This is a genomic window from Rickettsia typhi str. Wilmington, assembly GCF_000008045.1.
GTDB lineage: Bacteria > Pseudomonadota > Alphaproteobacteria > Rickettsiales > Rickettsiaceae > Rickettsia > Rickettsia typhi.
The window spans coordinates 50,962-66,726 of sequence record NC_006142.1; the positions used below are offsets into that span (position 1 = coordinate 50,962).

Genomic DNA, 15,765 nt, shown 5'->3' on the forward strand with positions numbered 1-15,765 from the left:
ACATTCTTTTGAATTATATCTATGTATCATAGTATGGAATTAATTATATTTATCTTTATGCTCCATTTAGTGAAGCAATAAAAATAGGTACGATGTACTTATAAGTAAAATATGCACAAGCCAAACCTAATATAGTACCGATAACAATTATACGTAATTTTGCAGGACTAAAAATTAAAGCAACTATTCCAAGAATAATGACTATTTTGATTATATCATCTGTTTTATAAGAGCTAGAGTTTATAGAATAAACATTTTGGTTTATACCTAGAAATATTATTATACTTAATAATAAGTTCTTAAACATTTTATACCTCTATAGGACCAGTAGTTAATCCATTTATAAATTGTTTTAAATAAGGATTATCGCTATTACGCATTTCCTCTTTGCTACCGTACCATTGAACTTTGCCATGATAAATCATCGCTATTTCTTTAGCTATTTTTTCGGTACTAATCATATCATGAGTGATAGTAATGGTAGTTGCACATAATTCTTCTTGGATTTTTATAATTAATTCATTAATAACATTTGCCATTATAGGGTCAAGCCCTGTTGTTGGTTCATCAAGAAATAAAATTGATGGTGTATTACAAATAGCTCTAGCAAGTGCTACTCTTTTTTGCATTCCTCCTGATAATTCGGAAGGATAAAGCTCAAGTATTCTAGTAGATAAACCAACAGAATTAAGCTTTGCACCTGCAAGGTCATTTTTTTCTTTCTTGGATAATTTTTTAGTATCAAAAGTAATATTATCACGTACATTCAAAGAGTCAAATAATGCTCCACCCTGAAACAAAAAACCTACACCTTTCATAATCTCAAATTTGAGTTTATTTGAAATATCTTGTATTTCTAAATTATCAATAAAAATTTGGCCTTTATCAGGTTTAATTAATCCTACTATATTTTTAATGAGAACAGACTTTCCGCTACCGGAAGCGCCTAAAATAACTAACGAACTGCCTTTTTTCACATCCAAATCTATCCCATCTAACACCTTATGATTAGCAAATGATTTATATAATGACCGAATTTTAATTTTAAATTCTTCCTTTGTTGACATCATATTTAAACTTTAAACAATAGTTCAGTTATTAAATAGTTACTTATTAAAATAAGAATAGAGGAGTTTACTACTGCCGAGGTAGTTGCTCTCCCAACTCCCTTAGCACCTTTACCTGAGTAGTAGCCACTATAACAACTTATTATAGAAATAATAAACCCAAAAACAGTAGCTTTCACAAGACCGGAAATTACATCAATTAATTCTAAATACTGAAAAGTACTGGTTAAATAAGCTGTACTATTAAAATTCAGTTTATATATTCCGACTAAATAACCACCCATAACACCAATGACATCACCGATTAAAACAAGACAAGGCATCGTAATAATAGCCGCTATTACTCTTGGACAAACTAAATATTTAATAGGATCTGTCGATAAAGTATATAACGCATCTACCTGCTCTGTTACTTTCATTGTCGCTATTTCAGCTGCGATTGATGCACCAACTCGTCCAGCTACTATTAACCCAGCTAAAACTGGTCCAAGTTCTCTAGTCAGTGACAATACTACTACCGTTGCAATAGAATTTTCAGCAGAGAAACGTGAAAAACCTGTATAACTTTGTAATGCAAGTACTGCACCTGAGAAGAAAGTTGTCATTGCAACAACTGGAAGCGAATGAAATCCGATAAATAATAATTGTCTCATTATTAGGCTTAAATATAAAGGCGGTTTTATGATACTGCTAATGGCAATAAAACTAAATAGAGCAAAAATGCCTACACTTTGTGCAAACTTTATAGTATGTTTACCAACCAAATTCGCTATATTTAATAACATTTATGTATATTTTGAAGTATTGTAACTACTGAGTCTAATATCATTTTCCAACATATGCTTAAATACAGTAATTTCTCATGTCATTTAACGCATTGATACTGACTCTTTTAAATTTTTCTGGGGCACACTGTTAAGCTACAGTATTACATAAGATATCTACGATATATATTTTCTCTTATATCTACTACCAAGGCTCGTCAATACCTCATACCCGACAGTACCTATAATACTCGCTATTTTATCGGGCGTACAATAATTACCTATAATTTCTACTTCCTGTCCAAGAAAAACCTCGGACGGTGGTAGATCTGTAACATCAATATTTATCAAATCCATTGATACACGTCCTACTATAGGAACGCTACGACTATTAATAAATACTTCGCCTTGATTGCTAAAATTACGACTAAATCCATCGGCATAACCAAGTGGTAACGTTGCAATTATACTATCACGCTTAGTTGTAAAAGTCATATTATAACCTATATGACTATCTAGTGTCAAATTCTGTAAGTGTATTATAGGGGCTTTTAAAGTTACAGGATTTTGTAGACGATAACTTCCTTTTAAAGGTACTTTGTAAGTCAATCTGGTATTAACATCTGCACACTTATTTATACATACCGTGGTAGCAAGTGCTGGTGTGTTTCTTTCAAATTTCTCTTTATAAGATAGATTATACGAAACCTCTATTAAAGAATTAAGTCCGTATAAAGCCGCACCTGGCCTTGCTAAATCAAAATGATAATCCTGCCCTAAAAATATGCCACCGGAATTAGCAAGACTTGCCTTAACGTTTGGAAAATATTCTAAATAATCTTTAAATCTGTTCAATTGTGCTAAATTATATGGATTATCCATTTCTTCAGAAGCGGCTAAATGACTGATAATGTATTGCAGATCTAAACCTTTTAATAAATCACGATCATTAATCAGCTGTTCTATCTCATCATAGTTTAAGCCAAAACGATTAAGCCCAGTATTAAAATGAAGATAACAAGGTAATATTTTTTCTTTTAAGTTACTAAATTTTTGCCAGATTTCTATTTGTTTTAAATTATTTAGAACAGGCGTTAAATTATATTGAATAAGCTCTAAAGCATCATGTGTAAAAACTCCATTGAGAACTAATATAGTTATATCATTATTTAGTGCTTTACGTAAATTAATTCCCTCCTCGCTTGTAGCTACAAAAAAATACTGACAATTTTCTTCTATTAAAGCTTTAGCAATTTGCATCGCACCAATCCCATAACCGTTAGCTTTAACTGCAGCACCAACTAATGCAGTTGTACAAATATCTTGTAATAAACGATAATTATTTTTTATTGCAGATAGATTTATTTCTAGGGTACACAAGCTCATAGTATATACTCATTTTATAATACAATTATATGAAATTTTATAGATAAGTCACATACTTCTAGAGTATCATTAACCAACATCTTATCTACCACCAAATTTATAATTTTTGAGAAATGGTAAAAAGGAAAGCACTAGATGCATTACAAGAGCACTAACTGCATCACATGTTCTTTTAAAAATTTTGCTGCTTTTAGTTTTAGTATTGTCAGCAATTAATGTGACTACATTTAGTATTGATATAATATCATAATTATTGATTTATACTCTTGTTTTTACTAATTCAATTCGTAACTCATTGATCATTAATAATGAAAATTGCTACTTTAAAACGTGATAATGTAGGTTTAAGATTAGAATAGGAATATTTATTGTATTGGAGTGTAAACCGATATCATTTGATATACTCCTATCTTTACATATAATCATCTATTAAGTTAGCAAAAATGATCTTATCTTGCCTTGCACAACAAAAATAATGTATCAAAAATTACTCAATTGACTCTTTTTTTGCTGCACCTACTAGAAAAAAAACAACTCAATTAGACCATAATGAACTTGATAGTGCTATGATTACATACTTCATTATATTATAAATAGGTAATTCACATGGCTTAATAGTATAGCTCAATGCTTTGTAACGTATTACTACTATCTACTAAGATTTACATGAAGATCATGTTTTTTAAAGTGCTTGATACAATAGTATATTGAAGCTTTTCACGCTACTGAAGAATGCTATATTCATGCTTTCAAGGCCAAAATGAAAAAATTATATATTTAAGAATGATTTGCTAATTTTTTTATTAATACCTCAAAACCTTGATTTTTTAAAGTATCAGTAAACTCATCTTGTTGAGCTCCAATAAGACTTACACCTTCTGTAATTATATCTGAAATTTTAAAAAAACCTTTTCCGTTTCCTTTCATTTCACGTACAAGATATTCTACTTTAATAGGATCTTGCTCTTTATTACTAATGATATTCATAGCAACCAAAAAATCAGTAGAACTTAAAGGGCGAACACCTACTATTTTAGGATGTTCGCCTTTATAATCTTTTATTAAATCAGTATAAGATTTAGTAACATATTTAGAATAAACTTTAATAAATTCCTGAATCTGCAAACCTGATAAAGTTCTTATTCCATTTCTTCCTAATGTATATTTAGCCATCCATTCAAAATCGAGGTTCTGAGACATTAATTCACGTGCTTTAGAAATTTTTACATGCTCAGATAGTTTACTATCGTTTAATATACTAGAAGCATCCTTGACTAAGTTAGTAATGTAATCGTGCAAACCAGACGGTACTTTTTCAGTAGAATAAGAAGAAAACGTTATAGCTAATAAAAACAAACCTGTAATAATTTTTTGCATATAATCCTCTTTGATTTAATTAATTCTTTGGTTTAGGGCATTTAAAATTTTCAGGATATTGCACTGATGCTTCACGAGTACGATGCAATGCTGATCTAATAGCTACATAAGGATCAGTAGAATTCTTCATCACATAATCACTAAATGGTAATACAACATACCGATCGGTTATTTTACTAATTGCAAGTATTCCTAAATCAAAATCATTATGAGTATAGTACATTAATGGATTAATAGCATAATTAGTAATTACCGAATCTGTCATATCTCTTGCGTTAGTACTGCCTATTATCGGTAAGACTAAATAAGGACCTGGAGCAACACCATAATGTGCTAGGGTGCTACCAAAAGTTTGACGATCAGACTGTAACCCTACTTTACTTGCAACATCAAATAGCCCTCCTATACCAAGCGTCGTATTAATAAGAAACCGCCACACGCTTTTTATAGTTTTATCGTAATTTAACTGTAATCCATAATTTACTGCAGTAAGCGGTGTATAGACGTTACTAACAAAACTATTAACACGCGCTTTTATATAATCATTAGTAATATTCTTATAACCTACAGCTAAAGGACGTAATATTATATGATCTAATACAGAATTAAAAGCAAATACTTTACGGTTAAATTTTTCATATGGATCATAAACTTCCAAACAACCGTTTTCATTTCTGCCACCATTATAGTTATATATGTCATTATCAATATATTCAAGATCAGCTCTTGCAAAAAATGAGCATAGTATAATAGATAGTATAATTAAAATTCTCATTAATTTATGTTATTTTCTTACAAACAATAATACTATATTTATTGTTTTCCGCTAGTATTATTTCGTCTGAAGTCAATATAGTAAAATTATTTTTTTGTAAAAAATTATTTACTTCATTTAAGTTAAAAATAAATTCTTTACGTTTTACAGAAAATTGTGTCTTTACTGCATTCGGCAAACAAAGTGCGAAATATCCTTGTTGTTTAAGACACGAGTATATTAAATTAAAATATTTTATTAAATTGTTAGTAAACGATAATCCGCAAAAACTAAGAATAATATCAAATTTACTAGAGTTTTGTTTTAAAAATTCATCGATAGCAATATTATATATATGATTGTAAATTTTAGTATTTTGATAATATGTTGCTTGTATATCATTCATGCAAGAAGAAATTTCTACACCTGTTAAAGTAAAATTTTCTGGAAAACGTTTTTGCACTTCATAACCTACAAGTCCTATATTGCTTCCAAGTTCTAAAATAGAGTAATTATCAGATAAATCTGATATATGCTTAAGTGTTTCATTAACAAACCTATATGGAAGATGGATATTTTTCCTGTTATTAAAAATAGTAGGATAATATTGAGCAATTAAATCACGATATTTTTCCCAAATTTCTTGAGGTATTTCAGTAATGTACTTATAATTTTTGAAAAAATTTATAAAAATAGTTTTATACTTTTCGTTAGATTTTTCTAAGTATACTGTAGCTTGTCTGTAATTATTTTTTAAATAATAAATCAATCCAAGTTGATAATATACTTTAGAATCATTAGATTTAAAAAATTTATTAACTAGTTTAAATCTGAATAATGCATCATTTAAATTACCCTTATATAAATGATCAAATCCAAGTTGATAATTAGTTTCAGCTAGATGAGAGAGTTTATATTTACAATCATTTATATAATTTCTAAACTCTACAATTTGATTTTTAATAAAATGTGGTATATTTATTATAGTTAAATAATAATGTTTGATTATGTATTTTATTTTATTGAGCACGACCATAGTTTAATTACTAAATTCATATTATTTACACTATTAATAAAGCATATCTTGATAAATTTTTAAATAAAATAATTTTCTTGAGATTAAAATTGCTGTATTATCGCTTATTATTAATGTTATTCTAAGTATGTAAGAATCCAGGACTTTAAGATTTTGAAAGCTCAATTTATCTTACTGGATTTAAGATGAATGACATTAAGAACCTAATTAATACGGGCTCAAATTATGTCAATAATTTCTACGAGGCTAAATTCTATAAAGCCCTCACCAACACTTGCAGTTGTAAAGAAAACACTTGAACTGAAAAAAGCAGGAGTGAATATTATAGCACTCGGTGCCGGTGAACCTGATTTTGATACGCCTGATAATATTAAGGAAGTGGCGATTACATCAATTAAAGACGGATTCACTAAATATACTAATGTTGATGGGATACCTCTTTTAAAGCAAGCAATAAAAAACAAATTTAAACGCGAAAATAATATAGATTACGAACTTGATGAAATAATAGTAAGTACCGGTGGTAAACAAGTCATATATAATTTGTTTATGGCATCTTTAGATAAAGGTGATGAGGTAATTATTCCGGTACCATATTGGGTTTCATATCCTGATATGGTTGCTCTTAGCACTGGGACACCTATTTTTGTAAATTGCGGGATTGAAAATAATTTTAAATTAACTGTAGAAGCTTTAGAGCGTTCAATTACGGATAAAACTAAGTGGCTTATTATTAATTCCCCTAGTAATCCTACAGGCGCGGGTTATAATTGTAAGGAATTAGAAAATATTGCTAAAACTTTAAGAAAATATCCTAATGTGAACATAATGTCGGATGATATTTATGAGCATATTACTTTTGATGATTTTAAATTTTATACATTAGCCCAAATAGCCCCTGACTTAAAAGAAAGAATATTTACTGTAAATGGAGTTTCTAAAGCTTATTCTATGACAGGTTGGCGTATAGGATACGGAGCAGGTTCTAAAGCATTGATTAAAGCAATGACGGTTATTCAGTCACAAAGTACTTCAAATCCTTGTTCAATAAGTCAAATGGCTGCTATTGAAGCGTTAAACGGCACTCAAGATTATATAAAACCTAATGCTTTAAATTTTCAAAAAAAACGTGATCTTGCTTTATCAATTTTGGAGAAGGTAATATATTTTGAGTGCTATAAGCCGGAAGGGGCATTTTACTTATTTGTTAAATGTGATAAAATATTTGGCACTAAAACTAAATCAGGAAAAATTATTGCGAATAGTAATCATTTTTCAGAATATTTACTTGAAGAAGCAAAAGTTGCTGTAGTACCAGGTGTTGCTTTCGGCTTAGATGGATATTTTAGAATCTCTTACGCTACTTCTATGCAGGAGCTAAAAGAGGCTTGTATTAGAATTAAGCAGGCTTGTAATACTTTATAATACTAAATTGTCATATCACAGCTTAACCGTGGCGTTGTATCTAAAAACCAAATAATATGAACAATTATAAATATTGATACTGCAGTTAAGCTGTGTTATGGCTCTGGCAGAATAAACAATGCGAAAAGCTCTTAAAAAATTTTTAAAAAATAGTAAATGCTTACTTAGCATAATTACTATTTTACTATATTGGTATTTGCGCTTTGTTTATTTTACTTCAAGGCAGAAATTTATATTTTATGATAACAGAAATAAGGAAAAATTTTTAAATGAACAAGGTGTAATCTTTGCATTTTGGCATAATATGCTTGCCTTAAGTCCCGTTATGTTTACAGGACATAGAAATATCTATGCTTTAATATCACCACATTTAGATGGTAAAATTTTAAACGCCATAGTAGGGAAATTTGGTTGTCAAGTTATAGTTGGTTCTACTAATAAGAATTCAATTGTAGCTTTACGTAATATTATAGGTAAATTATCACAAGGTGCAAATATAATAGTTACACCGGATGGTCCTAAAGGACCTGTATATAAAGTAAATAGTGGCATTACTGAAATTGCTTATAGATATAACAAAAAACTAATTCCTATAGTTAGCTCTACTTCTAGGTATTTCAGATTAAAAAGTTGGGATAAATTAATAATACCAATACCGTTTGGTACCATTAAAATAATAGTTGGCTCACCTCTAGCACTTGTAGCAGATAAAGTAAAAAATCATATAAATCTCGAAAAACAATTAAAAAGCTTAACAGAGAGCTTAAAGAAATGATGTTATTATATTATATTTTAAGCTTTATATTATTACCTGTTTATTTTATCATAATTTTTATACGTTTGTTAATCGGTAAAGAAGATATAAGACGTATCCAAGAACGTTTTGCTATTGGTAAACAAAGGCAAAATAGTTTATTAGACTTACAAATGTCTGTTAATCAAGAGGGATTTAAAGTAGATACGGAACACAAAGCTACATCTTATGTATACATACATAGAAATGCAAGTCTAATGTATAAATTATCTTTAGAAAGAAGTTATGCACAAAGTTTAGTATGGATTCATGCAGCTAGCGTCGGTGAAGTCATGACCTCTCTAACATTAATACATAATATATGTAAATTAGCCCCTAACGTTCGTTTTCTAATAACTTCTTGGACCAATACTTCTGCTAAAATATTAAGTACTAAATTACCTAAAATAGCCACTCATCAATTTTTACCTATAGATAATGTTATTTTTACTCGAAAATTTTTAAGCAATTGGAAACCTGATTTAGGCATTTTTATAGAATCGGAATTATGGCCTTGTATTATTAATGAGGGAGCAAAACATTGTAAATTGCTACTAGTTAATGCACGTATTTCTAATAAATCATTTAAAACTTGGCTAAAAAGAAAAAAGTTTTTTCAGCTTATCATAAAAAATTTTAGTAAAATTATTGTGCAAAGTGAGTGTGACTTACAAAAATTTAATGCACTTGGTATATCAGATGCAATGAATTTAGGTAATATTAAATTTGCAAATGAAAAACTTTTAGTTAATCAAGAAAAGTTATCAAAATTAAGCTTACATTTAGACAATAGACGAGTTGTGGTATTTGCTAGTACTCACCCTGAAGATGAAGAAGTAATTTTACCAATAATCAATAATCTAAAAGAGCAATTTGTAGATTGCTATATTATCCTAATTCCAAGACATCCTGAGCGAGTTAAATCAATTCTCAATAATTGTAAGTGTCATAATTTATTAGCTACCGCTAAATCACAAAATGATTTACCTGTATTAAGCGACGATATTTATATAGTTGACAGGTTCGGTGAAATGGGATTGTTTTTTTCTGTAGCCACAATTTCTTTTATCGGTGGTTCTTTTAAACAAGGCGGACATAATATTTTAGAAGCGGCATATTTCTCTAATTGTATTATATTCGGTCCTGATATGAGTAAAAACACTGATATCGCTAAAGGCATATTACAAAATAACGCAGCCATCCAAATCAAAAATGGCGAAGATTTACTAAACACACTAAAATCTCTACTTAACGCAAATAATGCTCTAAAACTTAAAGCTTATCGTGAAAATGCTTTAAAATTTGTTGAGCATAACCAAAAAATCCTAGATGAATATTTACATGTCATTAAGCCATTTCTTCCATAATTAAAGTTCATCAATAAAAGTAAAATTTAAATTTTAATTTAATAAGCATACTAAATCAGATAGGAGTTTAGATAAAGAGCATAGTTTCTATATGAAAGCACGTTATAATTATGGTAGAATATTAATGTAGTAATAGATGGAAGAATGTGGAAAAGCAGCATGTCAGCATGCATATATTTAAGAGGGCCTGAAAAGGCTACAATTATGAGACAGCATTAAATAAAAGTAAAGATAGAAAAAGACTTGTAACATGACTATATTATAAAAGTATTAGTTATCTAAGTAAAGTGATATCTAGTAACTAGATAATGAAACAATAGCGATTAACTACAGATACTACTTTAGTAAATTAATAGTACTGGAAGCACTAAAATAATGATCCTGATGCAAAATGGCAAAACTCTAGCAAAATTTATATTGCAACTACAAAATAATAATTACTACATCAATATAAATTTAAAGCATGTAATGATGAGATTGCGCGGCAATAATAAATACTTACTTTAAAAATGAAATTTTTAAATATATAAACCAATTACTATTCAAGAAACTGCAAACAATATTATCAAATTACATTGAGAATCTATTGTCTACAGATTAGTTAGCTGCACAATAGATGCAAGACGTACTGTATTAGTATACTGGTTATGTAAGAATAATTAAGCTATTGTTATAGCTCTTTTCAACATTATATCTGGCTTGTACTATTTATCATTCAAGATGTTTATTATAGTATAACCTTAAATGTTATATATTATAATCCAGTTTAACGCAAAAAATTTATGAAAATATGAGAGCGCTAGAACTAGCATAGTCTTACTCTGCGTACCATATAGAAGCTATCATAATATTAGTATTTTAGCTAACACTACACGCTCACAAAATGACAGAATTGCATTCTATCTATACAACAACAAATACTTACAAAGTATTTTTGTATTAATATCACGTGTGAATAGTCATAAACTTCACAACAATCCACCTAAAATAAATTTAGATCAGAATTTTAATTCAGCATTTGGATTGTTGCGTTAAATACTTAGGTAATTTCCTCGCAATGATTATTTGATATACACACAAAAATAGCTTTGAATCATAGAATCGACACGTTAACACTTTGTAATAGAAGCTACTTCATCAGCAAAGTTTTTTTCTTCGTGTTCTATACCTTCTCCAAGAGCATATCTAATAAATTTAGTAATTTTAATTTCTGCACCAAGTTCTTGTTCAGCATTTTTAATTACTTCTGCAACTGTAAGTTTTGGTTCAAATAAGAAATTTTGCTGAAGTAATACAACTTCTGAGAAGAATTTACGTATTCTACCTTCTACCATTTTTTCTATAATATGATCAGGTTTACCTTCTTCTTTAGATTTTTCAAAAAATACTTTTCTCTCACGTTCTACAAGTGCTTGATCCAAACTTAAAGTATCTATACTTTGCGGATTATTTCCTGCTACATGAACAGCAATTTGTTTCGCTAAAGCTGCTAATTTTGCTTTATCTTTTGCGTTAGATTCAAGACCTACTAATACAGAAATTTTCCCTAAATGAGGTACAACTTCATTATGCACATATGAACCAATTGCTCCATTAGATATCTCTAATATATCCATACGACGTAATGTTAAATTTTCACCTATTGTAGCGATATTTTCTATAATCTCTTCTTCAACTGATTTACCGCTTTGCATTTTCGATATTTTAAGTGCATCTATATTTTGTGCAATTATTGCAAGATTTACAATATCTTTAACTAAATTCTGAAATTGCTCATTTCGAGCAACAAAATCTGTTTCAGAATTTACTTCAATGACTACACTGGTAAGCCCATTAATTTTTATAGCAGTTAAACCTTCAGAAGCAATGCGTCCAAATTTTTTGACAGCAGCAGCTAAACCTTTCTTACGAAGAAAATCAATAGCTTCTTCAAAATTACCACTGGTTTCTATTAACGCTTTTTTACAATCCATCATACCTGCGCCGGTTTTTTCTCTTAATTCTTTGACCGCTGCAGCACTTATATTTATTTCACTCATACATTAATTTTCTCCTTTATTTAGCTTAGAATACATCATTGTTATTGCAAGGGATGTGAAAGCGCAATTTGATAATCTAAGGCATTTTATATTTGAAATTATCATAAAGCCTTATGACTACTAGCAATGATACCACTAATATCCACACAATAACATTTATGTATTATCAGAATTTTTATTTTCACAGGCATCACTTAATGCTTGATCAAATTCTGTATTTGTCTCTTCATCAATATTTTGCGTTTTAGAGAATTTTTTCGTTTGTTTTAATTTAGAAATAGTTTTAGAAGTTAAAGCTTTATCTGTATGCTCCTGCATAGTGCCAATATCAACTCCTGAAACTTTCATTGATTCTTCAAGTCCTTGTAATGCTGCATCTGCAAATAAACTACAATAAAGTCTTATTGATCTTATAGAATCATCATTACCAGGAATTGGATAATTTATATTATCAGGATTAGAGTTAGTATCTACTACTGCAACTATAGGGATATTAAGCTTAACTGCTTCATTAATTGCGATATGCTCTTTATTAGTATCAATCACTACTAAAAGATCCGGTTTAGAATTAAGATTTCTAATACCTGCAAGAGATAAAAGTAATTTATCTTTCTTGCGACTCATATCTAGTATTTCTTTCTTAGTATAGCAGACACGAGTTTCTTCACTTTCTAAGGTTTTTTCTAGCTTTTCTAATTTTTCTATCGAACATGCAATAGTTTTCCAGTTAGTTAACATACCGCCAAGCCATCTATTATTGACGTAATACTGTCCACATTTTTCTGCATATTCCGCTATAATATCACTTGCCTGTATTTTAGTACTTACAAATAATATTTTCCCATCTTTTTTTACAGTTTCATATATTGCATTTAACGCAACACTCATTAAAGCTGCACTTTGTCTTAAATCTATTATATGAACATCATCACGTTCACCATATATATAAGATGCCATTTTAGGGTTCCAACGTGAAGTCTTGTGGCCGAAATGCACACCAGCATCTAATAATTCTTTAATGTTAATAGGTGATATTTTTGACATTTTAAATTCTCCTAATTGTTAGTTTATACCTCCGTAAGATGTTGTGTATATTATCTTGTTACTTGACCAAAGTCTCAAAAAATAACTGATCTTTTCGATACCATTATCTATAGCCTGATCAAGCCATAATATGAAAACTCTATACATGCACTAACATATATCTTACGTGTGAATTTTTACTTAAGCTTTAGATAATCGTGATTGCGATGATTAATTGCTACATTTAGCAATTTTGTCATCCAGTTACTTGATCACAGGATCCAGTACTAAATTTGTTCTGGATTTTGTGATCAACATCAACACTAAATACTTTTTTCAATTCATACATTCAACATCTCATTACAATGACAATAGAGAGTATAAGTCTAAAAATTATAGAGACATATTATGTAATATACAAGCTTTTATTCTTTGCGCCAAATAGTAGTACAGTCAGATTTATCTTCTAGAATTATTTTTTTCTCTAATAGCTGATTACGAATTTTATCAGCTAACAACCAATTTTTTTGTTTTTTTGCTTTCAAACGTTTATTTATAAGTTCATTTATATAAAGTTTATCAATATCATTATTAAACCACTCATATTGAGTTTTGCGCATTAGACCAATAAAATTAGCGCAAGTAATAATAGCAGAAGCATTAAACTTTCTTTCCGCTTCAGTTTTAGAAATAAAAACACCTTTAGCGTAGTCATTAATTATTTTTATGGCAAGTGGAGTATTCATATCATCAAATAAGCTTTGCATAAAATCAGATGGCAAATCTACTTTTTGTACATTAATCTCTTTTATAGCTCGATACCAATAATCTAAAGTTTTTTTAGCATCATCTATAGCTTTATCATTATAATCGAGTGGACGCCTATAGTGACTACTTAATAAAAATAATCGTACTACTTCTCCTTGAATTTGTTTATCCATTAAATCCCTTACTGTTATAAAATTACCAAGAGATTTACTCATTTTTTCACCGTTTACCGTTAAAAATCCATTATGTATCCAATATTTGGCATAGGTAGAACTTGGAAAAGCACATCTACTTTGTGCAATCTCATTGGTATGATGTGGAAAAATTAAATCTGCTCCACCTCCATGAATATCAAAATTCTCACCTAAATATTTATAGCTCATGGCTGAACATTCAATATGCCATCCAGGCCTACCAAGCCCCCAAGGGCTTGAAAAATTTACATTTTTCGGCTCATTTTGCTTTGCCGGTTTCCATAATACAAAGTCCTGTGGGTTTTTTTTAGTTTTACTATTTTCTATACGCACTCCCTCAAACATTTCTTCTAAATTGCGATTAGATAATTCTGTATAATTTGGAGCTGATAAAACATCAAAATAAACATGATTATCAGTAATATATGCGTGATCTTGTGCTATTAAGCGTTCTATTATTTCGATCATTACATCAATATGCTCTGTAGCTTTAGGCTCAATACTTGGTAACATGCAACCTAAATATGCCATATTTATATGAAACTCTCGCGTAACTTTATTAGTTAAATCATTAATATTAATGCCGAGTGATTCAGCTCTATCAATAATTTTATCATCAATATCAGTGATGTTACGTACATATTTTACTGCCTTCTTCCCGAATATTTTTATAATGATACGATAAAGTAAATCATATACTACTACCGACCTACTATTACCTATATGAGGATTATCATAAACGGTCGGTCCACATACATACATTTTTACATTAGCATGATCTTGAGGGTTAAAAACCTCTTTAGTACGAGTCAGAGTGTTATATAAGTGAAGTTGCATTTTTTATTTATAAAAAATTATAATGCCATTAATATATTAAGCACATTGGTTTGAAAATTATTAATCAATAAATCAATAAAATTAATGATCAATTAGTTGATATAAAAAATTAATAAATGTTATACCTTATTTATTTTAAAAAACAACTGTATAGAGATTTGCATAAACTGGAAAAATTCCAACTCAAAAATATGTTTTCACTTATCTCATGTCAACATGTTTATGAACTAGTAGCTTTTAAAGTAGTATTAGAGGGGCAAACTTTAAAAATCTAGTAAGCAAAACTATAACATAAAATATTAGAAAATGTTACTCAAAATCAAAAAATGCTAAGAAACAGTTTTAGTTTAAAGTTTTACTTACAAAATGATCTAAAAATATCAGGAATCAGCTTAATCAAGTTTTTTTGAGGTATAACTCAAGATAATGGAATACAAGCAAGTGCTAGAATTTTTACACAAAATAAGAATAAAAGGAGCAGTAATAAATCTTGGAATAAATTTATATGATAATATAGAAAAAGATCACAAAATAATTAACATACAAAATAATTAACATACATTGTATAGCAAAAGACAAAAAGCAGTAATTGCTCTTATATTTTTAGCTCAATAAACAGAGACATTAGATACAAAAAGCAAAAAGTTATGAGCACTCTTAATAAATAGACACGGGATTATTTTTCAATCGGTACTGAAATTATGAAAAGGTAATAATATAGCGAATAGACATTTTTCTACAGGAGTTTAAACTAGGTTTAATATATTTTGTTGTAATGAAGTCAATATAACTTATAGGTTATGGACATAATATATAACTGATAATATCCTTACAGAAAAAGCGCAAGAACAAAAATTTGATGCCGATATAAGTGAAGCAATATACTACATCGTATCAATAACAATGAAAATTCTTAATTAAAATGCGAAAATAGA

At 29.0% G+C, this 15,765-nt stretch carries 13 protein-coding genes; 3 read left to right on the top strand and 10 right to left on the bottom strand.

Annotated features, from left to right (window positions below):
- Positions 1-55 precede the first annotated feature (55 nt).
- From RT_RS00195 to RT_RS00225, 7 genes are all read right to left on the bottom strand, one after another.
- The gene (locus RT_RS00195) at positions 56-307 is read right to left on the bottom strand and encodes a DUF5510 family protein (protein WP_011190513.1); all 252 of its coding nucleotides are present in this window, start codon (positions 305-307) and stop codon (positions 56-58) included.
- Position 308: 1 nt separating this feature from the next.
- On the bottom strand, positions 309-1,067 hold the full coding sequence (locus RT_RS00200) for an ABC transporter ATP-binding protein (protein WP_011190514.1): 759 nt from the start codon (positions 1,065-1,067) through the stop codon (positions 309-311).
- A 5-nt stretch (positions 1,068-1,072) separates the two neighbouring features.
- A complete protein-coding gene (locus RT_RS00205) occupies positions 1,073-1,852 on the bottom strand; it encodes an MlaE family ABC transporter permease (protein ID WP_011190515.1) in 780 nt (259 codons plus the stop codon).
- A 156-nt stretch (positions 1,853-2,008) separates the two neighbouring features.
- Complete coding sequence (locus RT_RS00210; protein ID WP_011190516.1) at positions 2,009-3,217, bottom strand: alanine racemase; 1,209 nt, start codon at positions 3,215-3,217, stop codon at positions 2,009-2,011.
- 777 nt (positions 3,218-3,994) lie between these two features.
- Entirely contained in the window at positions 3,995-4,594 is a 600-nt protein-coding gene (locus RT_RS00215; RefSeq protein ID WP_011190517.1) for an MlaC/ttg2D family ABC transporter substrate-binding protein, read from the bottom strand.
- A gap of 19 nt (positions 4,595-4,613) precedes the next feature.
- Positions 4,614-5,369 carry an MlaA family lipoprotein gene (locus RT_RS00220; protein ID WP_011190518.1) on the bottom strand — a complete coding sequence of 252 codons (756 nt, stop codon included), beginning with the start codon at positions 5,367-5,369 and terminating at the stop codon, positions 4,614-4,616.
- A gap of 4 nt (positions 5,370-5,373) precedes the next feature.
- Positions 5,374-6,378 (bottom strand): methyltransferase domain-containing protein, encoded by a 1,005-nt coding sequence (locus RT_RS00225; protein WP_014419394.1) that lies wholly within the window; start codon positions 6,376-6,378, stop codon positions 5,374-5,376.
- A 231-nt stretch (positions 6,379-6,609) separates the two neighbouring features.
- Here RT_RS00225 and RT_RS00230 point away from each other — a divergent pair, with 231 nt between their 5' ends.
- The 3 genes from RT_RS00230 (at position 6,610) to waaA (ending at position 9,969) form a co-directional block, all read left to right on the top strand.
- The gene (locus RT_RS00230) at positions 6,610-7,809 is read left to right on the top strand and encodes a pyridoxal phosphate-dependent aminotransferase (protein WP_011190520.1); all 1,200 of its coding nucleotides are present in this window, start codon (positions 6,610-6,612) and stop codon (positions 7,807-7,809) included.
- A 118-nt stretch (positions 7,810-7,927) separates the two neighbouring features.
- Complete coding sequence (locus RT_RS00235) at positions 7,928-8,584, top strand: lysophospholipid acyltransferase family protein (RefSeq protein WP_011190521.1); 657 nt, start codon at positions 7,928-7,930, stop codon at positions 8,582-8,584.
- Positions 8,581-9,969, top strand: a complete 1,389-nt coding sequence (gene waaA, locus RT_RS00240; protein ID WP_011190522.1) for a lipid IV(A) 3-deoxy-D-manno-octulosonic acid transferase — start codon at positions 8,581-8,583, stop codon at positions 9,967-9,969. Before RT_RS00235 ends, waaA begins: the two co-directional genes overlap by 4 nt.
- Positions 9,970-11,078: 1,109 nt before the next feature.
- Here the strand turns inward: waaA and tsf are convergent.
- The 3 genes from tsf to cysS form a co-directional block, all read right to left on the bottom strand.
- Positions 11,079-12,008 carry a translation elongation factor Ts gene (gene tsf / locus RT_RS00245; protein WP_011190523.1) on the bottom strand — a complete coding sequence of 310 codons (930 nt, stop codon included), beginning with the start codon at positions 12,006-12,008 and terminating at the stop codon, positions 11,079-11,081.
- A 156-nt stretch (positions 12,009-12,164) separates the two neighbouring features.
- The gene (gene rpsB / locus RT_RS00250; RefSeq protein ID WP_011190524.1) at positions 12,165-13,052 is read right to left on the bottom strand and encodes a 30S ribosomal protein S2; all 888 of its coding nucleotides are present in this window, start codon (positions 13,050-13,052) and stop codon (positions 12,165-12,167) included.
- Between the two features lie 404 nt (positions 13,053-13,456).
- Complete coding sequence (gene cysS, locus RT_RS00255; protein WP_011190525.1) at positions 13,457-14,830, bottom strand: cysteine--tRNA ligase; 1,374 nt, start codon at positions 14,828-14,830, stop codon at positions 13,457-13,459.
- Positions 14,831-15,765: the final 935 nt, after the last annotated feature.